This window comes from Acinetobacter sp. CY79, from assembly GCF_059515845.1.
This window is the reverse complement of the sequence record NZ_JCAKMY010000022.1, coordinates 26078-48206: the sequence shown is the minus strand read 5'-3', so window position 1 is coordinate 48206 and position 22129 is coordinate 26078. Positions and strand designations below refer to the sequence as shown.

At 39.3% G+C, this 22129-nt stretch carries 25 protein-coding genes; 9 read left to right on the top strand and 16 right to left on the bottom strand.

All coding sequences use genetic code 11. The features are described 5' to 3' along the window. Positions 1-11 precede the first annotated feature (11 nt). The 3 genes from AC5YCE_RS10600 (at position 12) to ychF (ending at position 3022) form a co-directional block, all read left to right on the top strand. On the top strand, positions 12-1082 hold the full coding sequence (locus AC5YCE_RS10600) for a methionine ABC transporter ATP-binding protein (protein WP_496172012.1): 1071 nt from the start codon (positions 12-14) through the stop codon (positions 1080-1082). Continuing rightward, positions 1063-1722, top strand: a complete 660-nt coding sequence (locus AC5YCE_RS10595; protein ID WP_496172011.1) for a methionine ABC transporter permease — start codon at positions 1063-1065, stop codon at positions 1720-1722. Before AC5YCE_RS10600 ends, AC5YCE_RS10595 begins: the two co-directional genes overlap by 20 nt. A gap of 208 nt (positions 1723-1930) precedes the next feature. Beyond that, positions 1931-3022 carry a redox-regulated ATPase YchF gene (gene ychF / locus AC5YCE_RS10590; protein WP_496150344.1) on the top strand — a complete coding sequence of 364 codons (1092 nt, stop codon included), beginning with the start codon at positions 1931-1933 and terminating at the stop codon, positions 3020-3022. Positions 3023-3076: 54 nt separating this feature from the next. Here the strand turns inward: ychF and AC5YCE_RS10585 are convergent, their stop codons facing one another. After that, positions 3077-3559 carry a hypothetical protein gene (locus AC5YCE_RS10585; protein ID WP_496172010.1) on the bottom strand — a complete coding sequence of 161 codons (483 nt, stop codon included), beginning with the start codon at positions 3557-3559 and terminating at the stop codon, positions 3077-3079. A 120-nt stretch (positions 3560-3679) separates the two neighbouring features. Between AC5YCE_RS10585 and AC5YCE_RS10580 the strand changes: the two genes are divergently transcribed. The 6 genes from AC5YCE_RS10580 to dapC all read left to right on the top strand — a co-directional run bounded on the left by AC5YCE_RS10580 (position 3680) and on the right by dapC (position 10859). Further along, on the top strand, positions 3680-4417 hold the full coding sequence (locus AC5YCE_RS10580; protein ID WP_496172023.1) for an AzlC family ABC transporter permease: 738 nt from the start codon (positions 3680-3682) through the stop codon (positions 4415-4417). Continuing rightward, the gene (ygaH, locus tag AC5YCE_RS10575; protein WP_496172009.1) at positions 4407-4748 is read left to right on the top strand and encodes an L-valine transporter subunit YgaH; all 342 of its coding nucleotides are present in this window, start codon (positions 4407-4409) and stop codon (positions 4746-4748) included. Before AC5YCE_RS10580 ends, ygaH begins: the two co-directional genes overlap by 11 nt. 240 nt (positions 4749-4988) lie before the next feature. Next, a complete protein-coding gene (locus AC5YCE_RS10570) occupies positions 4989-5609 on the top strand; it encodes a hypothetical protein (protein ID WP_496172008.1) in 621 nt (206 codons plus the stop codon). Between the two features lie 99 nt (positions 5610-5708). Beyond that, positions 5709-6914: a formate-dependent phosphoribosylglycinamide formyltransferase gene (gene purT / locus AC5YCE_RS10565; protein ID WP_496172007.1), complete on the top strand. Its 1206-nt coding sequence runs from the start codon at positions 5709-5711 to the stop codon at positions 6912-6914. A gap of 33 nt (positions 6915-6947) precedes the next feature. Next, positions 6948-9614, top strand: a complete 2667-nt coding sequence (gene glnD, locus AC5YCE_RS10560; RefSeq protein ID WP_496172006.1) for a [protein-PII] uridylyltransferase — start codon at positions 6948-6950, stop codon at positions 9612-9614. A gap of 72 nt (positions 9615-9686) precedes the next feature. Beyond that, positions 9687-10859 carry a succinyldiaminopimelate transaminase gene (gene dapC, locus AC5YCE_RS10555; RefSeq protein ID WP_496172005.1) on the top strand — a complete coding sequence of 391 codons (1173 nt, stop codon included), beginning with the start codon at positions 9687-9689 and terminating at the stop codon, positions 10857-10859. Positions 10860-10929: 70 nt separating this feature from the next. Here the strand turns inward: dapC and pyrF are convergent, their stop codons facing one another. The 15 genes from pyrF to AC5YCE_RS10480 all read right to left on the bottom strand — a co-directional run bounded on the left by pyrF (position 10930) and on the right by AC5YCE_RS10480 (position 22100). Beyond that, complete coding sequence (pyrF, locus tag AC5YCE_RS10550; protein ID WP_496125616.1) at positions 10930-11610, bottom strand: orotidine-5'-phosphate decarboxylase; 681 nt, start codon at positions 11608-11610, stop codon at positions 10930-10932. 174 nt (positions 11611-11784) lie between these two features. After that, complete coding sequence (locus AC5YCE_RS10545) at positions 11785-12150, bottom strand: lipopolysaccharide assembly protein LapA domain-containing protein (RefSeq protein WP_496125615.1); 366 nt, start codon at positions 12148-12150, stop codon at positions 11785-11787. A gap of 18 nt (positions 12151-12168) precedes the next feature. Then, on the bottom strand, positions 12169-12471 hold the full coding sequence (locus AC5YCE_RS10540; RefSeq protein WP_496125614.1) for an integration host factor subunit beta: 303 nt from the start codon (positions 12469-12471) through the stop codon (positions 12169-12171). Positions 12472-12633: 162 nt separating this feature from the next. Next, positions 12634-14313, bottom strand: coding sequence for a 30S ribosomal protein S1 (rpsA, locus tag AC5YCE_RS10535; protein ID WP_496125613.1), 1680 nt, complete (start codon positions 14311-14313; stop codon positions 12634-12636). 106 nt (positions 14314-14419) lie between these two features. Further along, the gene (gene cmk / locus AC5YCE_RS10530; protein WP_496125612.1) at positions 14420-15109 is read right to left on the bottom strand and encodes a (d)CMP kinase; all 690 of its coding nucleotides are present in this window, start codon (positions 15107-15109) and stop codon (positions 14420-14422) included. A 13-nt stretch (positions 15110-15122) separates the two neighbouring features. Then, positions 15123-15557, bottom strand: a complete 435-nt coding sequence (locus tag AC5YCE_RS10525; RefSeq protein WP_496172004.1) for an SRPBCC family protein — start codon at positions 15555-15557, stop codon at positions 15123-15125. Positions 15558-15654: 97 nt separating this feature from the next. After that, positions 15655-16197 (bottom strand): tRNA adenosine(34) deaminase TadA, encoded by a 543-nt coding sequence (gene tadA, locus AC5YCE_RS10520; RefSeq protein WP_496172003.1) that lies wholly within the window; start codon positions 16195-16197, stop codon positions 15655-15657. A gap of 6 nt (positions 16198-16203) precedes the next feature. After that, complete coding sequence (locus AC5YCE_RS10515) at positions 16204-17322, bottom strand: enoyl-CoA hydratase/isomerase family protein (RefSeq protein ID WP_496172002.1); 1119 nt, start codon at positions 17320-17322, stop codon at positions 16204-16206. After that, positions 17319-18032 carry a uracil-DNA glycosylase gene (gene ung, locus AC5YCE_RS10510; protein WP_496125608.1) on the bottom strand — a complete coding sequence of 238 codons (714 nt, stop codon included), beginning with the start codon at positions 18030-18032 and terminating at the stop codon, positions 17319-17321. Before ung ends, AC5YCE_RS10515 begins: the two co-directional genes overlap by 4 nt. A 66-nt stretch (positions 18033-18098) precedes the next feature. Continuing rightward, a complete protein-coding gene (locus tag AC5YCE_RS10505) occupies positions 18099-18695 on the bottom strand; it encodes a 6-pyruvoyl trahydropterin synthase family protein (protein WP_496172001.1) in 597 nt (198 codons plus the stop codon). Between the two features lie 139 nt (positions 18696-18834). Further along, positions 18835-19791 (bottom strand): type II secretion system minor pseudopilin GspK, encoded by a 957-nt coding sequence (gene gspK, locus AC5YCE_RS10500; protein WP_496172022.1) that lies wholly within the window; start codon positions 19789-19791, stop codon positions 18835-18837. A 59-nt stretch (positions 19792-19850) separates the two neighbouring features. Further along, positions 19851-20489 (bottom strand): type II secretion system minor pseudopilin GspJ, encoded by a 639-nt coding sequence (gspJ, locus tag AC5YCE_RS10495; protein ID WP_496172000.1) that lies wholly within the window; start codon positions 20487-20489, stop codon positions 19851-19853. An 11-nt stretch (positions 20490-20500) separates the two neighbouring features. Then, positions 20501-20896 (bottom strand): type II secretion system minor pseudopilin GspI, encoded by a 396-nt coding sequence (gspI, locus tag AC5YCE_RS10490; protein WP_496171999.1) that lies wholly within the window; start codon positions 20894-20896, stop codon positions 20501-20503. After that, positions 20883-21476 (bottom strand): pilus assembly FimT family protein, encoded by a 594-nt coding sequence (locus tag AC5YCE_RS10485; protein ID WP_496171998.1) that lies wholly within the window; start codon positions 21474-21476, stop codon positions 20883-20885. The genes gspI and AC5YCE_RS10485 overlap by 14 nt, the downstream gene beginning before the upstream one ends. A gap of 9 nt (positions 21477-21485) precedes the next feature. Then, positions 21486-22100: a TetR/AcrR family transcriptional regulator gene (locus AC5YCE_RS10480; protein ID WP_496125642.1), complete on the bottom strand. Its 615-nt coding sequence runs from the start codon at positions 22098-22100 to the stop codon at positions 21486-21488. Positions 22101-22129 lie beyond the last annotated feature (29 nt).

The following is a 22129-nucleotide window of genomic DNA, read 5'->3' as shown; positions in this document are numbered from 1 at the left end:
GAGAAAATCTCATGGTTAGTTTCGGCTCAACAGTTCAATTTGCAATACCACACATTACCATTCGAAATTTGAATAAATATTATGATGTACAAGGCAAACAAGTACATGCCCTAAAGAATATTAACTTAGATATTCCAGAGGGAAAAATTTTCGGCATTATTGGTAAGAGTGGCGCAGGAAAATCTTCATTGATTCGCACGTTGAATGGCTTGGAAAAAGCCTCAAATGGCAACATCCAAATCCACAAACAAGAATTGTCAAAGTTAGGTCATCGTGAATTCATTTCATTGCGTCAGCGCATTGGCATGATTTTTCAACATTTCAATCTAATGTCAGCAAAAACTGTATTTGAAAATGTCGCACTTCCCTTAAAAGTTGCACAGTATAAAAAGTCAGATATCGAAAATCGTGTGAAAGACGTTTTGGCATTGGTTGGTCTTGAAGATAAAGCCGAATATTATCCATCGCAACTTTCAGGTGGGCAAAAACAGCGTGTAGGGATTGCACGCGCATTGGTTCATCATCCTCAAATATTACTCTGTGACGAAGCGACGTCTGCTTTAGATCCTGAAAGTACATCTGTTGTGCTTTCTCTATTGAAAGAAATTAATCAAAAATTAGGTATTACCATTGTTCTGATTACACATGAAATGCAAGTCATCCGTGAAATTTGTGATCAAGTGGTTGTGATTGATCAAGGGAAAATCGTCGAATCAGGTCAAGTCTGGTCAGTATTTTCAAATCCTCAGCAAAAAATTACGCAGGAACTACTTAATTTAGAACAACTGGAACTCCCTTTTCCTTTGAGTGATCAGCCTCTACATGAAAATGATCAGACCATTCTCAAATTAGGTTATGAATCCACGGTTGATCATTTGCCTAACTTAAAAGAAATCTTTGATACTTTTGATGATCCAATTCATCTATGCCAAAGCCATGTCGATACCATTCAAGAGCATTTAATTGGCTCAATTATTATTACTGTTCAAAATAATCAGCTTGATCTAGAACAACTTCATCAAAAATTGAAAAATAAAATTGCGAATATAGAGGTACTCGGTTATGCACGATCAACTCATTGATTTATTAATTAGTGGCACGATTGACACCTTAATCATGGTGGGTGTATCCGCATTGGTAGCATTCTTGATTGGGTTACCCTTGGGAGTCGTTCTTGTGAGCACTTCGGAGCACGGTATTTATCCTTCAAAATCCATTAATCATTCGATTGGATGGGTGGTGAATATTACCCGATCTATTCCTTTTCTAATTTTAATGGTTGCTTTAATACCGATTACACGCTTTCTAGTGGGCACCAGTTATGGCGTTTGGGCTGCCGTCGTACCACTCACTTTGGCCGCAACACCCTTCTTTGCTCGAATTGCAGAAGTCAGTTTACGTGAAGTTGATCATGGACTTATAGAAGCCGCACAAGCCATTGGGTGCAATCGCAAACAGATCATTTGGCATGTCTTATTACCAGAAGCACTACCGGGTATCGTGGCTGGATTTACCGTCACCATTGTCACCATGATTAATTCATCTGCTATTGCAGGTGCAATTGGGGCTGGAGGATTAGGTGATATTGCCTATCGCTATGGATATCAACGATTTGATATGCAAATTATGCTGGCGGTTATTTTGGTTTTGGTTGTATTGGTGATGTTGATTCAAGCCACTGGTGATACTTTATCTGCACAACTCGATAAACGGAAAATTTAAAGATGATGAGATCATAAATAAAAGAGTGCCTCCGTGCATTCTTTGTTTTTCATAGCCATCCTAAAAACCCAAAAGGTCATTGCAGCAATCTTTTTGATTATTCCAAATCTGCTCGAAAAATGAATTGTTGTTCAGACATCCTGACTTTATGTTGGCTTTCATGTAAAATCAGCAACAATTTTTAGAAAACACTTTGTGAGTCATTTTCATGGGTTTTAATTGCGGTATTGTCGGCTTGCCGAACGTTGGTAAATCTACACTTTTCAATGCATTGACAAAAGCTGCTATTGCTGCAGAAAATTTCCCATTTTGTACAATTGAACCAAATACAGGCATCGTTCCTGTTCCAGATCCACGTTTAGACAAATTAACTGCAATTGTTAAACCACAACGTGTAATTCCGACTTCTATGGAATTTGTTGACATCGCAGGTTTAGTTGCGGGTGCATCTAAAGGTGAAGGTTTGGGCAACCAATTCTTAGCAAACATTCGTGAAACCGATGCAATTGCACACGTTGTTCGTTGTTTTGAAGATGAAAACGTGATTCACGTGAATGGTAAAATTGATCCGCTCGATGATATTGCAACCATCAATACTGAACTTGCGCTTGCTGACCTTGAAGCTGTTGCTAAAGCAATCACGCGTTTAAGCAAGTCTGCAAAAAGCGGTGACAAAGAAGCGATTGCAATAAAAGCCATTTTAGAAAAAATTCAGCCATTATTGGATGAAGGTAAACCTGCTCGTGCTGCCGATCTAGATGATGACGAACGTCGTTTGATCCGTGGTTTTGGTTTAATGACTTTAAAACCAACCATGTATATCGCAAACGTTGCTGAAGATGGTTTTGAAAACAATCCACATTTAGACGCTGTTAAGAAATTAGCTGCTGAAGAAAATGCCATCGTTGTACCACTATGCAACCAAATTGAAGCTGAAATTTCTCTTCTTGAAGATGAAGATCGCGCTGAATTCCTTGAAGCAATGGGCATGGAAGAACCTGGATTAAACGTGGTAATTCGTGCAGGTTACTCTCTTCTTGGCTTACAAACTTATTTCACTGCTGGCGTGCAAGAAGTTCGTGCTTGGACAGTTAAAGTCGGTGCGACTGCCCCTCAAGCAGCTGGTGTGATTCACACTGACTTTGAGAAAGGCTTTATCCGTGCTGAATGTGTTGCTTATGATGATTTCATTCAATACAACGGTGAAGCGGGCGCGAAAGAAGCGGGTAAATGGCGCTTAGAAGGTAAAACGTATATCGTTCAAGACGGCGATGTTTTACACTTCCGCTTCAATGTGTAATTTACATTAAAAAAAGCCCCGAATCATCGGGGCTTTTTTTATTCAACTTAAACCTTAGAATAAATTCTTATATTCTTTGGTATTGCCAAGCTCTGGGTGATCTATGGCCGTTTTACACTGGGCTTTGTCACGCTCATAGTTGGCTTGACGCTGTGCCAACTGCCCTTCATTTTCAACCATTGCTCGTGCCCAAGAATCTATACTGGTCAATGCTTTACGACATAAAGCATATTTTCCTTCAGTCACCGAGTCAGTCATTTTGACGTTAATACGCCAGTCTAAAATAAGCTTGCGCACAGGTTCGCGTACTTGCGCTGTAAGCTGATCAGTTTTTGCCTTATACAGCACAGGATCGACCTGATTGATCAGCACCCAAGCTTGCTGCGCATAGACCGTCGCATCATTGGTGATCTTAGGTGCAACTTTAATTTCAACTTTCTCGTCATTTCCGTTTGATGAATTTCCACAACCTTGTAGCCCCACTGTCATCAGCATCATACACATGCACAGTCGAGGATAATCTTTCAAAGCAAACATAGGGTCGCCCAAACAAACTATTCGGTACTATGCTATTAAATTCAGCTACAATACTCAATCTTGTTTTTACCTTTTGTTCTAATCTAAATAGGGTGTGTCGTGTCAGAGCACAAGCTAAGTATTATAAGGCCTGCTGGTTTTTGGCAAGGCGCTAAAGACAGTCAAGCAATCATATTTACCTACCTCCCTGTTTCTTTTGCCTTTGGTGTGTCGGCAACTCAGTTCGGTTTTAGCGCTTGGGAAGCTTTATTTCTGTCTTGTTCGATGTATGCAGGCGCAAGTCAATTCCTCGTTGTTGCATTACTAGGCAGTGGTACTTCGATTTGGATGACAGCACTTACCGTCATTGCACTCGATATCCGTCATCTGCTTTATGGCCCAGCACTACAAAACTTAATTCAAGACAAACTTAATTTAAAGAAAACCGCGATCTGGTCGTGGGGTTTAACTGACGAAGTGTTTGCCTCAGGGATGATTAAATTGACGCAGCGCCGTCAAGAATGGTCTGAATCTTGGATGTTAGGACTGAGCCTGTTTAGCTGGATGTCTTGGGCTTTAGGTTCTTTCCTTGGGGGAATGTTTGCAGACCAAGTCAGTAATATGCCGCAGTTTCTACAAGCGGCTTTAGACTTTTTACTCCCTGCACTATTCTTGAGCTTCCTATTGGCTGCCTTTGAAAAGAAACATACGTTTGTCGTTGCTGTTACCACGGTTGTCTCTGCTGTGGCGTGCTATTTTATTGACATTTCTGCTGCGATTTTTATTGGGATTACGTCAGGTATTCTTGCCGGTTTATTTAAGCATTATGTTTTAAAGCACCATGATGATGCTTTGGTTGGAGAACAACATGAATCTTGAGATTATTTTAGTCGGGATTGTGGTGGGGATTGCGAACTTTGCATCACGCTTTGGTCCTTTTTTTGTGATCCAAAAGTTTCAACAAGGTGCTCAAAAGCGCGGTGCGCTATGGATTAAAATTGCTTTAGGTTCTATTGGGATTGCTGCAATTAGCTCAATGCTGGTCGTTGCAACACTCCCCCCACTTCTTGAAACACCCAATAAAAGCTTTGCAATGCTAGTCGGGTTTGCTGTGCTAAGTGGACTTTATTTTAAGTTTAAACAAATAGTGCCTGCGACGTTAACCGCAGCTTTAACTTATGGCTTGGTTTATACCTATTTCCCTATTTAAAAATTAAAATGTTTCATAATCACTAAAAATTAATTATAAATAACCCGAATCCTGCTTAAGGAAATGAGATCATTCATCTTGAGACTTATCCATCATTTTGAGCATGAAAAAGTCTATGCTTTGGTCTGATAACACTAAAAACTAATCATAAAATTAAATTTAGCTTATGATTTTAAAGAAAAATCCTTATCCGCGATTCGGGTTATAAATAAATAGCTGAGATTTTTAATGGAATCGTTCATGCATGTTTTGGAAGGTAAAATTTTTGTTCACCACCGTCGCAATGAGATACTTAAAATTATTCGCGGTGGGTATGAATATGGCTGTTATTTTGAATGTTTTATAGGTGCTAAAAACTTTATAGGACACTTTTACGAGCTTGATTGTCAACTAGGCGATCAAGTCAGAATCGTATATGAAGCTGATAACAATAAAAATAAGATTATTGCTCTATACAACTTATCCAACAATGATGTTCACTTAAATTACAAGGCTATAATTTTTTCTAAATGGTCAATTATTCACCGGTACATTCCTATGCTGTTGATTGGTTTTAGTACCTTAGTTTTCATCTTTAGTGCTTTATTCTACGTTGTTACATGGAATTATTACCAAGCATTTATAGACTCAATGCACTTCAGTTTATTTGGTTTAGTTCTGGTTATAACGTTTATTGGTTTGCCTTTCACTTTATTCAAACTTTATCAAAACTCCAAAACAATAAATATTCTTAGAAAATTAAATGTATCAGAACAATATTGGTTAGACATGGAAAAAGCGAACCCCTTAAATCGGGTTTTCCACCTTAATATTATTTCTGATCAAAAAAAAGTGAAATCTTATATTAAAACTTATGAATAAAAGTGTTGCTAAATATCATTATTTTATGTGAATCACCCCTTAACAGGGATCGAAGTTCTGATATGCTAAAAGCCCATAATATCAAGCATGGATGAAAGCATGAATATAATGATCGGCACTCCTCTTCAATCAACTGCATTTAAAGTACTCCTTTTAGGTTCAGGCGAGCTAGGTAAAGAAGTGGTGATTTCTTTGCAAAGACTGGGTGTAGAAGTTCATGCTGCAGATCGTTATAACCATGCTCCTGCCATGCAAGTTGCACATTTTTCTTATACCTTAAATATGGCAGATTCAGCCGCATTAAAATCCTTAATTGAACAAATCAAACCTCATCTGATTGTTCCAGAGATTGAAGCTATCGCAACTGAAGTCTTAGTTGAAATTGAAGAAGAAAATATTGCAACAGTCATCCCTTCTGCAAAAGCCGTTAATTTAACGATGAACCGCGAAGGCATTCGTCGTTTAGCTGCTGAAGAACTCGGCTTACCAACTTCAGCCTATCGATTTGCCAACACTTTAGAATCATTCCGTTCTGCATGTGATGACATTGGTTATCCTAACTTTGTTAAACCGGTGATGTCATCGTCAGGTAAAGGTCAGTCACGCGTTAAAGAATTTGCGGAAGTGGATGCTGCTTGGGAATATGCACAAACTGGTGGTCGAGTAAATCAAGGCACTGTCATTGTTGAATCTCAGATTGATTTTGATTTTGAAATTACATTGCTTACCGTACGTGCAAAAAATGCTAAAACGGGTGAAATCGAAACTCATTTCTGTGATGCTATTGGTCATCGTCAAGATTCAGGCGATTACGTTGAAAGTTGGCAACCTCAAGCGATGTCGCCAGCAGCCCTTGAAGAATCGCAACGTATCGCTCATAAAGTGACCGTTGCATTAGGTGGTTGCGGTATTTTTGGTGTTGAACTGTTTATTAAAGGTGATAAAGTCTGGTTTAGTGAAGTTTCACCTCGCCCACATGATACAGGCTTAGTCACTTTGGCTTCACAATTCCAATGTGAGTTTGAATTGCATGCCCGTGCCATTTTAGGACTTCCAGTCAATACGAAACGCCACAGTGTTGCTGCCAGTGCGGTGATCTATGCAGGTGTAGATGATCAAAATCTTTCATTCTCTGGCTTAAATCTTGCTTTAGAAAATCCGAATACTGATTTACGACTCTTTGGTAAGCCAGAAGGTTTTAAACGTCGTCGTATGGGCGTAGCCACGGCTCGTGCAGAAACAACAGATCAAGCACGTGAACTGGCAACCGAAGTAGCTTCGAAAATTTCTGTAAATCAAAATTAGTAATGTGAACACATTTGGGCGGACAATTATTTCATGATCAATACTTCTCCTTTAGATCAATATGTTTCTAATATTCATGACATCAAAGCGATTAATGCGTGGCGTGCAGATGTTGAAAATCAATTACAAACAGAATTTGAACAAGGTAAGCCCATTCGTGAAATTATTTTGGCCCGCTCGAATTTAATTGATGAAGCTTTAATATTCCTTTGGAAGCACGTTGAGCTTGATCAAACACCACTGGGTTTATTTGCAGTCGGTGGATATGGGCGCCGAGAAATGATGCCCTACTCAGATGTAGATATCATGATTCTGTCTGAGGAGGACCTAAGTCCAGAGCAAGAAGTTGCTATTTCAGCCTTCATTTCATCACTTTGGGATGTCGGTAACTTTAAACCCGGCGTGAGTGTTCGTACCATTCAACAATGCTTTGAACAAGCCATGAGTGATTTAACTGTTGCAACAACACTGATTGAAGCACGTTTAATTGTGGGTAATCCTCAGCTGACAAAATGGCCGAGACGTGTCGTGTCTCAGACTTGGACAGACAAGACATTCTTTGATGCGAAAATGGTTGAACAAGCCAAACGCTACGCACAACACAATAATACTGAAAGCAATTTAGAACCTGACATTAAAAATGCACCCGGTGGCATCCGTGACATCAATCAAATTGGCTGGATTGCGAAACGTCATTTCAGAGTCAATCGCATTTACGATTTAGTGCATTTAGGTTTTATTTCTGAATTTGAACTTTCAGTTTTAGAAGAAGCTGAAAATTTCCTGTGGGAAATTCGCCACCATTTACATCGTTTGACCAAACGTGATGAAAATCGACTCTTGTTCGATTATCAACGTGATATCGCTGCAAAATTTGGCTATGAAAAAGTTGAAGGTCAACATATCAATTATCCGATTGAACAGTTCATGAAGCGTTATTATCGTGCTGCTCAACAAGTATCGACTTTGAATGAAATGTTACTGGCTTACTTTGATGAGTCTGTGATTACACCTCGACTGCCTAACTATGAGCGTAAGATTGAAGAGATCAATGAAAATTTCAAATTGGTTGATGGCAAACTTGCCGTACAGCATCACAAGATTTTTGCAGAAAAACCAAGTGCGATTTTAGAAATATTCTTTATTTTGGCCAATCGCCCTGAGATCGAAGGCATTCGTGCACGTACACTGAGATTATTGACCTTAGCGGCAAAACGTATTGATCGCGATTATCGAAATCATCTTGCTCATCAAGCACTGTTCATGGCCATCATTCGTTCACCTTACCGCTTATATGAAACGCTTTTGGCTATGAAGCGTTATGGTGTACTTGGTAATTATATTCCTGCATTTGGACAGATCATGGGATTGATGCAATACGATCTATTCCATATTTATACGGTTGATGCGCACACCCTATTGTTATTACGTAATTTAAATCGTTTTAAAGAACCTGAATTTGCCAAAGATTACCCTGTGGTTAGCTCAGTCTTCCAACGCCTCGTTCGTCGCGATATCGTTTTCTTGGCGGCACTTTTTCATGACATTGCCAAAGGTCGTGGCGGTGATCATAGTGAGCTTGGAGCAATTGACGCCATCGAGTTTTGTCGTGCACATGGATTTACCGAACGTGAATGTAATTTAGTTGCATGGTTGATTCAAAATCATCTGTTGATGTCCATAACGGCACAGAAAAAAGATATTTCTGATCCTGATATTGTCAAAGAATTTGCCGAAAAACTGGGTGATATGGAACATTTGGATTATTTATATACGTTGACTGTTGCAGATATCAATGCAACCAATCCCAAATTATGGAATACATGGCGCGCTTCTCTGATGCGTCAATTGTATACACATGCACGCGATGTGATTCGTACAGGCTTAGGTCGCCCTGTGGAATATCAAATGCTCATCGAAGACACCAAATTCGCTGCCAGTGAACTCTTAGTCAATGATTATCCTTTAGAAGCCGTCGAAAAAGTCTGGCAAGAACTCGGTGATGAGTATTTCCTTAAAGAAACAGCCGATGAGGTTGCTTGGCATACACGCGCTATTTTAGATCACGGTGAAAATCCTGCACCACTAGTACTCATGCGCGCGCACCGCAAAGCAGCACAAGATGCCGTACAAATCTTTATTTATACTCAAGATCAACCCAACCTATTTGCAACAACAGTGGCAGTACTCGATCGAATGAACTTAGATGTTCAAGATGCACGTATTATCACAGCAACAAAAGCATTTAGTTTAGACACCTACGTTGTATTAGATCGTTTTGGTACATTGGTTACAGATCCTGAACGTGAAGCAACCGTCAAAGAAGCGCTGGTTAAAGCACTTACTCATTCAGATAAATACCCAGGGCTGATGCAACGTCGCATCCCTCGTCAATTACGTCATTTTGACATTGAGAATACCGTGGATATTACCTTGAATGAAGCTTTACAACAGAATATGGTTGAGATTGCTACGCTGGATCAGCCAGGATTGCTCGCCAAAATTGGGGGCTTATTCATGATGCAAGGACTCGATATACATTCTGCTAAAATTGCTACACTGGGCGAACGTGCAGAAGATATTTTCTTTGTGGCAAAAAAAGATGGCAAACCGATGAATCAAGATGAAGCAAAAGCATTTTCTGGACTGTTATTAGCCGCTTTAAATGAAGCCTCAAACCAAGTTTCAAATCACGCTTAAATTGAGTTTTATTGATCTTACTCTCTGACTTTAAGCATCGTTTCATATTTTTAATTACGTGGTCATTGTTTCATGAACTCTAGTTTGTCTTTATTACATCCATATCCTTTTGAAAAATTAAATAAACTTTTTCAGGATGTAAAATCTGCTGATCTTGCATTGATCCCACTCTCCATTGGTGAGCCAAAGCATCCAGCGCCAGAGTTCGTTAAACAAGCAATTATTGACAATTTTAATCATCTGTCGACATACCCAAACAGTAAAGGTCTGCCTGAGCTTCGAGAAAGTATCGCCAAATGGTTAACACGTCGTTTTAAGCTGAATAGTATTAGTGATGAAAATGAAATTTTACCTGTAACAGGAACACGTGAAGGTATTTTCTCGTTTGTCCAAGCTTTGATTAATCGAGATGAAGCCCCCTATGTCGTGATGCCTAATCCTTTTTATCAAATCTATGAAGGTGCAACTTTACTTGCAGGTGCAAGACCCTACTTCATCAATTGCACAGAAGAAAACGGCTACTTAGGTGATTTCGATGCTGTACCTGCTGAAGTTTGGGAAAAAACAGCCTTACTCTTTGTCTGTACACCAGGCAACCCAACGGGTGCTGTACTCTCTAAAGAGCAATTTAAAAAACTGATTACGCTATCTGATCAATATAATTTCGTGATTGCTTCTGATGAGTGCTACTCAGAACTTTGGTTTGATGAAGCCCCGATCGGCTTACTTGAGGTTTGTGCTGAATTGGGAAGAGATGATTACAAGAACTGTATCGTCTTCCACTCACTATCGAAACGCTCTAATTTACCGGGTATGCGTTCAGGTTTTGTTGCTGGTGATGCAAAACTATTAAAACCTTATTTAAAATTCCGTACTTATCATGGTGCAGCAATGCCTGTTCAACATCAACTCGCTTCCATTGAGGCGTGGAATGATGAAGAACATGTTGAAGAGAACCGTAAGCAATATCGTACTAAGTTTGAATTATTTCAAAAAGAATTGGGTCATTTATTGCCTCTCAAAAAACCAGATGCCGGTTTCTATTATTGGTTAAAAGTCGATAATGATGAGACATTTGCAAAAATGCTGATGGAAAAAGCACACATCAAAGTCTTACCGGGTAGATATTTATCTCGTGATACAGAATCAGGTAATCCTGGTGAAAATCATGTGCGTTTAGCTTTAGTTGCAGATTTAGCACAGTGTGAAGAAGCCATAAGACGATTAAAGGCTGTACTAGAATAATGAATACTGAAATTTAAAATAGAATTAAAAAATCCACTCAATTGAGTGGATTTTTTGCCAAAATTCGACGCTATAAAGATGATAAAATATCTTTCAATGTTTGATTCATATTGCTAGATTGAGTAATTGGACGACCTATGACCAAATGTGTAGAACCGTCTATCATCGCTTGTTTTGGTGTCACAATACGTTTTTGATCATCCGCATTTGAACCCAATGGACGAATGCCAGGAGTAACCAAAGCAAAATCCTGACCTAAAGTGTTACGCAGCATTTTTGCTTCTTGTGCTGAACACACTACCCCATCTAAACCACTGTCTTTAGTCAAGGTGGCAAGGCGCTTTACGTGTTCAAATGGCTCAACATCCAAGCCCAAATCTTTCAAGTCTTCACGCCCCATAGAAGTTAAAACAGTCACAGCAATAAGTTGTGTTCTGTAATTACCTGCCTTAAGTCGCTCTACACAAGTTTCCATCATCTTTCGACCGCCAGAAGCATGGACATTGACCATCCACACGCCCATATCTGCTGCAGCACATACGGCTTGTGCAGTTGTATTTGGAATATCATGGAATTTTAAGTCTAAAAAAACTTCAAATCCGCGATCATGCAATGCTTTAACGACAGATGGACCTTCATGGGTAAAAATTTCCTTCCCAACTTTTACTCTGCATAGCGAAGGGTCTAATTGATCAGCAATTGATAATGCTTCTTTTTGGCTTTTTGCATCTAAAGCAACAATGATACTCAAGAGTCTATCTTCCTTCCTACACAAGTTGCGCCATTATAATGATGTTTATAAAGCCCTGCAAAACTTAGTTTTAAAAAATCATGCAAGATTAAGTTGATAATTTTAGAGCTGTTTTTGCATACAAAAAAAAAGCACTATATTGAAAACAATATAGTGCTTTAACAATCTTTATTCTCACAGTGGACGAGTGTGGGTCTCATCTGTTTGAACGTCTAAGACAGTTTTTTCATGTCTAACACTCGCGGCTGCTTCAGCTGCAGCAAGCTGTGCTGATTGAATCTGTTCTTTACGAAGATGTTCAATATCCTTACGTAAACGCTTGATTTCCCAACTTGTTTGGAATACTCGGAATATTTGAACTCCCAGTAATAGCCCTAACACTAATCCTAGTACCAATGTCAGTAGCAATAATAATCCTAAACGCATTGCGGGTACTTGTGTAAATAAAAGATCTACAGAAAGCTCAGTACCATTTTGCAAAACAAGTGCTAGGGAATAGCCAAAAAGTACAATTAATATAGCAACGAGAACGTAACGCATAAACACCCCATATTTTTATTATTTAGCTGTTTCGTTCACTGCATCACGTAATGCTTTACCAGGTTTAAAATGCGGTACAGCTTTCGCTGCAACTTCTACAGATTTACCTGTTTTAGGATTACGACCAACACGCGGTTCACGATGATGTAGTGCAAAACTGCCAAATCCACGAATTTCAATACGATCATCAGAAGATAATGCAGCAATCATCTGATCAATCATAATTTTAACAGCTTCTTCGACTAATGGTTCAGCCAAATGTGGATTTTTAATAGAAATTCGCTCTATTAAGTCAGACTTATTAAGTGCTTCAGTAGTCATCTACGACCTCTTTAATTATCAAGCTACTTTAGTAGATAGCAAGATAATAACCTGTTTAAATACAAAACGGTAGCGTAATAAGTTAATACTACGCTACCGTTTACAGTATTTGTGTAAAAAGTATTAGTTAAATTACATTAACAATACATTCACACAGAGATCTTAGCTACCCATTTGAGCTTTGATCAAATCACCAATAGTTTTTGGACCATTGTCTTGACCAGGAGTTGCAGTTTTATTCAAAGTAGCAACAGCTTCTTTCTCTTCAGCCTCGTCTTTCGCTTTGATAGACAAGTTGATTGCGCGTGATTTACGATCAACGTTGATGATCTTCGCTTCAACTTCTTGACCAACTTCTAAGAATTTAGTTGCATCTTCAACGCGATCGCGGTTGATTTCTGAAGCTTTCAAAGAAGCTTCAACTTCGTCAGCTAACTTAACAGTTGCGCCACGAGCATCAACAGCAGTTACAGTACCTTTAACCAAAGCACCACGTTCGTTCGCAGCTAAGAAATCATTGAACGGATCGTTGTTCATTTGTTTGATACCAAGGCTGATACGGTTGCCTTCAGCGTCAACAGAAAGGATAACAGCTTCTACAGTGTCGCCTTTCTTATAACGACGAATCGCTTCTTCGCCTTGTTCGTTCCAAGAAATATCAGACAAGTGAACTAAACCGTCGATACCACCTGGTAAACCGATGAAGATACCGAAGTCAGTGATAGATTTGATCGTACCAGAAACTTTTTCACCTTTGTCGTGATCCTTAGCAAACTCTTCCCATGGATTAGCACGAGTTTGTTTGATACCCAAAGAAATACGACGACGCTCTTCATCAACTTCAAGAACCATAACATCAACTTCGTCACCAATCTGAACTACTTTAGATGGGTGGATGTTTTTGTTCGTGTGGTCCATTTCTGATACGTGTACTAAACCTTCAACGCCTTCAGCGATTTCTGCGAAACAGCCGTAGTCAGTTAAGTTAGTTACGCGAGCTTTAACGATAGAACCTTTAGGGTAACGGTTCATAATCGCTAACCATGGATCTTCGCCTAATTGCTTAAGACCTAAAGATACGCGGTTACGTTCTTTGTCAAATTTAAGTACTTTAACAGTAACTTCTTGACCAACTTCAACCACTTCTGATGGGTGCTTGATGCGTTTCCAAGCCATGTCAGTAATGTGAAGAAGACCATCAATACCACCAAGGTCAACGAATGCGCCGTAGTCAGTAAGATTCTTGATCGTACCAGTAACTGTTTGACCTTCTTCCAATTGAGAAAGAAGAGCTTCACGGTCAGCTGAAGATTCAGCTTCCATAACAGCACGACGAGATACAACAACGTTATTACGTTTAGCATCAAGTTTGATAACTTTGAATTCTAACTCTTTACCTTCAAGGTGAGTTGTATCACGGATAGGACGAGTGTCTACCAATGAACCTGGAAGGAACGCACGTACTGGACCGATGTCAACAGTGAAACCGCCTTTAACCTTACCAGAGATAACACCAGTAACGATTTCGCCGTCTTCAAAGATTTTTTCAAGTTTAGTCCAAGTTTCAGCACGTTTCGCTTTTTCACGAGAAAGAACTGTTTGGCCCATACCGTTGTCAAGCGCTTCAACAACAACGTCAACTGTATCGCCAACGTTTACTTCAAGCTCGCGTTGTTCGTTTAAAAATTCAGAACGAGATACAACACCTTCAGATTTAAGGCCAGTATCTACAGTTACCCAATCAGAATCGATGCTAACAACGATACCTTGGATGACTGCACCCTTCTCAACGTTTAAGTTTAATTCGCTTGCTTCAAAGAGGGCTGCAAAAGATTCGGTCATGATATACCTAGAAAAGTCAGCGGTCTTGGATCAGACAAGGCCGGTTTAATTAAGTTTCCGCATAGTCCATATAAACTGATCAGGCTATGCTTCCACTGATATAAGGTTATTTAGTCAATTGTGCATCAATGTAGTCAGTCATCAACTTGAATACGTTTTCGATGTTCAAATCTGAACTATCAATTACATAAGCATCTTCCGCTGGCTTCAACGGCGCGACAGTTCTCTCCATATCACGCTTATCACGTGCTTGGATATTGGCTAAAATGTCGTTTATTTTAGCATCTAGCCCCATACCCTGCAACTGCTTTACTCGTCGTTCAGCGCGAGATTCAGCAGATGCCGTCAAATATATCTTCGCCTGAGCCTCTGGAAACACCGTCGTTGCCATATCTCGCCCATCGGCAACGAGACCTGGCAATTGAGCAAAATCACGTTGCCTTTGAAAAAGTGCTGTTCTAAGTACAGGAATTGCAGCGACTTTTGATGCATATTCACCGACCTGCTCGGTACGAATGATCTCTGATACATCTTCGTTATCCAGATAAATCTGAATCCCATTCAACCCAGTTTCAAACCGAATATCCAATTTTGTAGCAATCTGTTGACATTGTAAGAGGATATTTTGCTGATCGATTTGATCTAATAAATTTTGTTTAAATAATGACAATCCTAACAGTCGATAGATTGCACCTGAATCCAATAAATGAAACTGATAGTGTGCAGCGAGTTTTGCTGCCAATGTTCCTTTACCCGAACCGCTTGGCCCATCAATAGTAATAATTTGAACTGTCATCATATTTCCAAAGTTAAACGAAGGTCTTTGCCAATTTCTTAAACCCCAGTGTAATGGCTAGTTTAAGCTGTGCAAGTATAAGTTTACTCACAAATGGAGCTCTTGCCTGCAATTCGATCGTATAAGTCACTTGTGTTTTATTGGCACTCAATTCTTTAAATTGAATGATACCTAAATGATGTTTAATTAAAGGGTTCTTAATAATTTTATATTCAATACGTTGATTCACTTCAACGACAGTGATTTCTTCTTGAATCGGTTGAATTGGGCCTAAACCCATTTTACGTACAGAACCAACACCATCTGGACGTTGTGGGTCTGCTGAATCCTTAATACGAACCACTTGAACGGGTGCAAATACTTGGTTATAGGTCGCATGTTTAGAAAGCAATTCAAAGATAGAACTTAATGAAGTATTAAACTCTTGGGTGATCGTGATTGAATTCATTTTTAATTCCTTTTGTTTTTAATATTAAGCCTTAAAGAACAAGTTTCGAACTGACAATAGTTCATGTCAAACCATTTTACACTTATTTATTTCAGCTTTAACCATTTTCTAATTTTTGTTGTAATCGCAATTGCCTTTTTTGCTCTCGGCGCATTTTAAAAAAATCCGATAACTGTTTTGAGCATTGTTCTTGCAAGCAACCACCCATAAATTCAAAACGATGATTGTAATAACCGTCATTATCGAGCAATTGTCGTGCACTGATGAGTGAACCTGCCTTGGGTTCAGTTGCTGAAAACACGACGCGTTTAATTCTAGAATGAATGAGAGCTCCGACACACATCGTACAAGGCTCAAGCGTCACATAAAGCGTAGCATCATCAGGCAATCGATAATTATTAATATTTTGGCAAGCTTGACGAATCGCAATAATTTCTGCATGTGCGGTAGGATCATTGAGCGTAATCGGGTGATTATAACCCTGTCCGATTAACTTTCCCTGACTCACAATCACCGCACCCACGGGTATTTCACCGATTTCAGCCGCAAGCGCAGCCTGCTCATAGGCAAGCTGCATCCATTTTTCATCTTTAACTTGATTTAAATCATCTAAATCAAATGCATTTTTCACAAAAGTCATTAAAAATTAAATAATTCCATATTGTGTCAATAAATTATTCCAACTTTCAATATTGGTCACAGGAGGATTAGTGCCCAAAATATTCTTGAGTGACATGGATTCGACCGTTTGCCATTCAGGTGATAAATCCTTATCCACTAAGCGCGCACGTACACCTTCTACAAAATCAGGATGACGAATTTTCCAATCCGAAATCTGCGTCTCAAGTGCAAAAACTTCTTGCCAAGGATGGACTTGACGACCCCACTGCCATAACAACCATGTGATTGCAGCGGTACTTGGCGAACCTTTAGCTAAATTTTCACTGGCTTGACGCAACCAATCACTACGTGCATCGCTTAAGCCTATAATCGCCTCATAATCATGTTCAAAATTCGAACCACGACACACGCTATGTATCACATCTAATGAAATCTGAAGTGGACCTGGAGAGACAGGACGATGCAAACTATTGAGGGTATCGTCCAATGCGCGAAAGTCGCCTGCTGGATAATGATCCCAATCTATGTCCACTAATTTCTGAAGTACAACATCTCTCTGCGCATCACAAATATGTGTCGCCCAACCAATACCGTAGGCACCTGCAGCAGTCATAATCGAACCGGTTAACCCTGTGAATAATCCCACCGGTCCTCGATCTGCGAGGAAGCGACTCGCACCAACATCTGGATAAAGACCAATGTTCACTTCAGGCATCGCTAAGCGTGAGTAAGGCGTCACCAATCTAAACGGCGCAGCCATGAACAAACCAAGACCACCACCCATCACATAGCCTTCACCCCAAACCACAATCGGTTTAGCATAATCATGAAGTAGTAAATCTAACGCATATTCTTGTTCAAAGAATTTATTGGCTTGATCCACTTCATTGTTGATGACCAATTGACGTAGTTTACGTACATCTCCACCCGCACAGAATGCCTTAGGTGTTGTTGAGTCTAACCAAATTGCTCGAACTGCATCATCTTGATGAAAATCTTGAAATACTTGCAGCAAGGCAGTCACGATAGACTCATCTAATGCATGTAAAGATTTAGGTCGATTTAGGCGAATGATACGCCAGCCATTTTTAGCTTCTTCAACAATTAGATCAGGATGATATGTATTGCTCTCAGTTGATGTCATGCGTCCAGCTGCCAATTAATAGGCTCAATGCCATTTTGTTTAAGATAATTATTAGTTTTTGAAAAAACTTTACAACCAAAAAAACCGCCTCTGTTCGCTGCTAAAGGAGATGGATGCGCAGCCTTAAGAACCAAATGTTTATTTTGATCGATACGTTGTCCTTTACGTTGCGCATAAGCGCCCCACAAGATAAATACCACATGTTCTCGCTGTTCATTTAAAACATCGATCACAGCATCAGTAAAATCTTCCCAGCCACGTTTTTGATGGGAAGTGGGTTGTCCTGCTTCAACAGTCAGTACACTATTTAAAAGTAAAACACCTTCTTGCGCCCACTGACTCAAGTCCCCATGTTTCGATGGCGGAATATTTAAATCTGTATTGAGCTCGTGAAAGATATTACGCAAAGATGGAGGTAATGCAAGTCCCTTTTGCACCGAAAAGCTTAAACCATTGGCTTGATTGGGTCCATGATATGGATCTTGACCCAAAATAACCGCTTTTACTTGTGATAAGGGCGTAGTATTGAACGCATTAAAAATGTGCGAACTCGGTGGATAAATGATCTTATCTTGTTGCATTTCAGACTTTAGAAAATCACGCAATTCATCCATACGCTGACACAACAAAAACTCAGCTAAGCTATATTTCCAGCCTTCTTCTAACCGAACTTGATTTAACTTCGTCATGTCCTGTTCAGATAATTGCATTGCGTTTCTTCCTAAAATCTAATGTCATTTAAAGCATGACCAATATGGAATTGATCATTGCATATATTAAACCTGAACTTGTAATGCCACTTCAGGGTTCTGGAACTTAATGCCTTGTTTCAAATTTTGATACATTTGTGGATCACTCCATTCCGAAATCACTTGCTCTGAAAATACAATTTGATCCAAAGATAAAAGTCCCATCTGCTCATTGCTAATATCTTCAGCAAAGCTTTGCGCATAGCCAGTATCGGTTTCATGCACAATCACAGAATACACCTCTACATCACCTTCACCATTCTGAGTAACAGTCGACTGCAATACCTGTTGAGCCAAATAGAAGAAAATACGTGAAAACTGTTCTGCAGATGGCGAAACAGGCAATGAAACCCAACGTGCACTAAAGGTTTTACATGCTTGAATATATTCAGGACTGTCATCTTGCCAAAAACAAATCGCATGATCAAAACTGTCATAAAGGTCTTTAATGACCCCTTTCAACAAGCCAAAATCATAAACCATTTGACCATGATCAAGTTTTGATGCTTTGAGCAATAATTCCACTTTATAGCTGTGACCATGAATAGAGCGTTTACAACGATCTGAGGTACAGTTACGCACAATATGCGCATTTTCAAACTTAAATAATTTACGAATTAACATATGCTAAAGCTGTAAACAAAATCTTGAGAATTCTGATTATAGTTCAAATATGATCAACACTTCATTAATTTTAACGTTATTGACAATAGGCAAAAGGTATAACCTTATAAATAAAAATCAAAGACTCAAAACAGCTCGTTTAAAATGGTGCAAGGCTTCTTGAAAACACAGAAACATGCTTATCTTTACGCCACAAATAACTACTGAATTGTCTTTTACGTTCAGACAGTACCACTTCAATTTGAGCCTTAAAGAAATTTGAATTCACATCAAAGACTTGAACTGCAATCGCACGTTTTTGAGGGGCAACTTGTGCAAATGGTGCTAACTGCCATAACTCATCAATATTGGAAAAATATTCCATGCTGGCATTTTTTTGTTTTAAAAGCTGATCAATGATATTGATATCTAATTTTTCATCTAACGATGCGAGCACAACCGCGGAAGCAGTATTGATATTAATCTTGGAGATATTATTCGGTGCTGCTGTCACGTAAGGTGCGATCAAGTCATAGTTTTGACCTTCAAAACCCCTAACCTGTTTTAGTTCTTCAGCACTTTGAAATAATGCATTAGCAGCGAGATGTGCGTTTGATAAACCACTGTAATAATTACTTTCCGCACCCATTGCGCCAATGGTTAAATCATCTGGATCTTGCCAATCAATCACCGCTTGACTGATTTCAGCAGGTAATCCAACACGCTTGAGTAAACCTTGAAAAAATTGTTGTGCTTGTTCGTTTGGGGTTCCATCATCTTTAAGCAAAGCATTGAGATTAAATTTCCCTGATTCATCAACAATCGTTCCTGATACATACCCCCCATCGATGGGAAAAGCAGGCATCGGTTTTGCCCATGTCTCCTGCAAATAATCAGCTTTAGAGTCTGACTCTGCATCTTGCACCAATATTTCTGAAAAGAAAGCTTCTGCACTTTTTGCATAATACAAAGACTGACTCTGTCTCATCATATATGCCGTTGCGTCATTGGTATAGGATTGACGCTTTGCAATGGTCGCCGCAATAATCGTTGCTAGCGCGACCAACATCAAAATTGTAATCAGAGCGATACCCTGCTGATGCTTTTTCAAGAGGATAATCCCTTTTCAGCCATGTTCAGCTTTTGTGGATTCTGCTGATGATCATTATGCATAAATTAAATCCCATCTTTCTTTTCAAGCAAAGAAGCCGTATTTAACAGACTAAAAATCCATTCATATTCGACATCCTTAATCATAAAAGTCATTCGTAAACCTTTAGGCAATACACGAATGGCTTTTGGATCAGCAAGATCTACACTATTTTCAGGCCATTGTTCTAATTCGTTTGGATTCAGCACCACCACCTTAAATTGGTCGACATCAGTTAATATCACACTCGACAGTGGTTGAGCCGTTTGATTGACATTCAGATTGGCATATTTGAGTCGGTAAATTTTTTTATCTTGTGGATTGTATTGTATTTCAATTCGCTCATAAGGCGATAAGCCTTGTTTCAGCGGATCAGTCACACCTGCTTTATTAAAGCTTAAACTTTGATTATTCAAAATCAATGACGGTTGTAGCTTGCCTGAGATATTCGATGTCAATGGAACGATTTGCAACGTATCTCGGTGCATTTGCAAATAAGCCTCTTGCAGTTGACCTAAGTTTTGCTCATGCATCATATTTCGGTCTTTAACTTTAATCAAATAATCAAACACCTTCCAACCTAATGCTGATAACACTGCAAAAATTGCAATCGAAACCAATAGCTCCACTAAAGTAAACGCTTTTTGCTTAAATGGAAAACTCATTGAAAGCTTCATCATGGCTGATTCTGCTGGATCTGATTAGGATAGTTATAGAAAATGGTATGATTGACTCCTGCTTCTACTTTCCCCAAACTTGTATTATATAAACTGACTTGCACTTCTATTTTCTGTACTTTTGGGCTAATGGTCGATTCCGAGCGTTTATCAATCTGCCATGTTTCACCCTGCGATGTCACCTGTTTCGATTGAGTCCCCTCTAACCATTCACTATTGATTTCCATTTGGGCAATTTCATTTTGAGAAACAAATTGAGCTTTGGTTCGAAGTATAGAATTGGCTGTCGATTGGGTATATTGCATCGCAATTTTGGTGAGTGCCATTGCTGCAACTGCAAAAATGGCTAAGGCGACAACCACCTCAATTAATGTAAAACCTCTAGGACGCGTCATCAATCTTCCCCAAATAATCAATTTGAATCAGATTTCCCACAGGCTTTTGATCATAATAAATTTGAATACTGACCGGTTTAACTTCGCCATTTCCGAGCCAAATCAGTTTTGGTGCGTTATTACCCAGTAAATCTGTATTCTGAGCTTGTTTAAATTCGTGATCTTGATTTTCCACAGTGAAAGACACCCGATTTGGAAGTTCACGTACAGAACGTGCGTCAGCTTCTAACCATTTTTTCTGACTATTATTGGTCTTATTTAAAGTATTGGAATGATTCATTCGATTGATTGAATCTTGATTTTGTGAACCTTGAGGCAGGTATTCATCAAATCTGTAGCTAAAACGTGTAACATCTGTTTGAGGCTGAATCACAAGTGCATAAATCCGTGATTGATCCACAGACTCGCGATTCATTTTCTTCAAATCTAAAATCAGTAACTCTCGCGCCTGCATGGCTTTGCGCTGATCAACACCATCAATATTGAAAACGATCAGTGATGCAATAATACCAATGATCACAATCACCACCATCAATTCAATGAGGGTAAAGCCCTTTTGTTTCGATGATGGGAATTTCATATCAGCTTACTATGCAACTTGCGCTGATGGAGTGGATTGCTTAGGTAGCATGAGCGCTTGATCAATCAATGCAACGCGTAATGTATCTCGACTCCCCAAATAACGCTGATAAAAACTCGAATTGAGGATCGCTGCTCCACCATACGTGATCGACCAAATGGAAGCCAAATAATCACGAGAAGACATGCTACTTCCGATTTCCATTAAATAGTTTTCAGTCATACGAATGATCACACGCAAACGGCTTTTTCGGACTTGATAGAGCTCATTGAAAAGATGGTTAATACCCTGACCTGTGGTCGATAAACGTTCTTCAATTTGATGAAATAACACTGTTCTTTCAGGATGATGTAAATGATGCAACATAAAAAAAGCTAAATGCTCTGCAAAGACCTTATCCGCATCTTGAATCATTTCAAGCAGCATGTGCTCATTACGAATAATGAGCAACATATACAATTCATCTTTACTTTGAAAATGCTTATATAGCGTTCCTTTGGCTAGATCTAATTCTGCAGCAAGTGCATCCAAGGTCATGCCTGCTTCTCCATTTTCTAAAAGGAGTTGTTCGGCCACTTGGAATATTAATGCTTCTCTTGCTCGAAACTGAGCCTGACGATCCATCTTCACGCTATAAACTCTCTTCTAACTAT

Bases quoted from the DNA above. Each gene is read 5' to 3' on its own strand.
- AC5YCE_RS10600 (WP_496172012.1), top strand. From the start codon at position 12: ATGGTTAGTTTCGGCTCAACAGTTCAATTTGCAATACCACACATTACC.
- AC5YCE_RS10595 (WP_496172011.1), top strand. From the start codon at position 1,063: ATGCACGATCAACTCATTGATTTATTAATTAGTGGCACGATTGACACC.
- ychF (WP_496150344.1), top strand. From the start codon at position 1,931: ATGGGTTTTAATTGCGGTATTGTCGGCTTGCCGAACGTTGGTAAATCT.
- AC5YCE_RS10585 (WP_496172010.1), bottom strand. From the start codon at position 3,559: ATGTTTGCTTTGAAAGATTATCCTCGACTGTGCATGTGTATGATGCTG.
- ygaH (WP_496172009.1), top strand. From the start codon at position 4,407: ATGAATCTTGAGATTATTTTAGTCGGGATTGTGGTGGGGATTGCGAAC.
- AC5YCE_RS10570 (WP_496172008.1), top strand. From the start codon at position 4,989: ATGCATGTTTTGGAAGGTAAAATTTTTGTTCACCACCGTCGCAATGAG.
- purT (WP_496172007.1), top strand. From the start codon at position 5,709: ATGAATATAATGATCGGCACTCCTCTTCAATCAACTGCATTTAAAGTA.
- glnD (WP_496172006.1), top strand. From the start codon at position 6,948: ATGATCAATACTTCTCCTTTAGATCAATATGTTTCTAATATTCATGAC.
- dapC (WP_496172005.1), top strand. From the start codon at position 9,687: ATGAACTCTAGTTTGTCTTTATTACATCCATATCCTTTTGAAAAATTA.
- AC5YCE_RS10545 (WP_496125615.1), bottom strand. From the start codon at position 12,150: ATGCGTTACGTTCTCGTTGCTATATTAATTGTACTTTTTGGCTATTCC.
- AC5YCE_RS10540 (WP_496125614.1), bottom strand. From the start codon at position 12,471: ATGACTACTGAAGCACTTAATAAGTCTGACTTAATAGAGCGAATTTCT.
- rpsA (WP_496125613.1), bottom strand. From the start codon at position 14,313: ATGACCGAATCTTTTGCAGCCCTCTTTGAAGCAAGCGAATTAAACTTA.
- cmk (WP_496125612.1), bottom strand. From the start codon at position 15,109: ATGACAGTTCAAATTATTACTATTGATGGGCCAAGCGGTTCGGGTAAA.
- AC5YCE_RS10525 (WP_496172004.1), bottom strand. From the start codon at position 15,557: ATGAATTCAATCACGATCACCCAAGAGTTTAATACTTCATTAAGTTCT.
- tadA (WP_496172003.1), bottom strand. From the start codon at position 16,197: ATGACTTTTGTGAAAAATGCATTTGATTTAGATGATTTAAATCAAGTT.
- AC5YCE_RS10515 (WP_496172002.1), bottom strand. From the start codon at position 17,322: ATGACATCAACTGAGAGCAATACATATCATCCTGATCTAATTGTTGAA.
- ung (WP_496125608.1), bottom strand. From the start codon at position 18,032: ATGCAATTATCTGAACAGGACATGACGAAGTTAAATCAAGTTCGGTTA.
- AC5YCE_RS10505 (WP_496172001.1), bottom strand. From the start codon at position 18,695: ATGTTAATTCGTAAATTATTTAAGTTTGAAAATGCGCATATTGTGCGT.
- gspJ (WP_496172000.1), bottom strand. From the start codon at position 20,489: ATGAGTTTTCCATTTAAGCAAAAAGCGTTTACTTTAGTGGAGCTATTG.
- gspI (WP_496171999.1), bottom strand. From the start codon at position 20,896: ATGACGCGTCCTAGAGGTTTTACATTAATTGAGGTGGTTGTCGCCTTA.
- AC5YCE_RS10485 (WP_496171998.1), bottom strand. From the start codon at position 21,476: ATGAAATTCCCATCATCGAAACAAAAGGGCTTTACCCTCATTGAATTG.
- AC5YCE_RS10480 (WP_496125642.1), bottom strand. From the start codon at position 22,100: ATGGATCGTCAGGCTCAGTTTCGAGCAAGAGAAGCATTAATATTCCAA.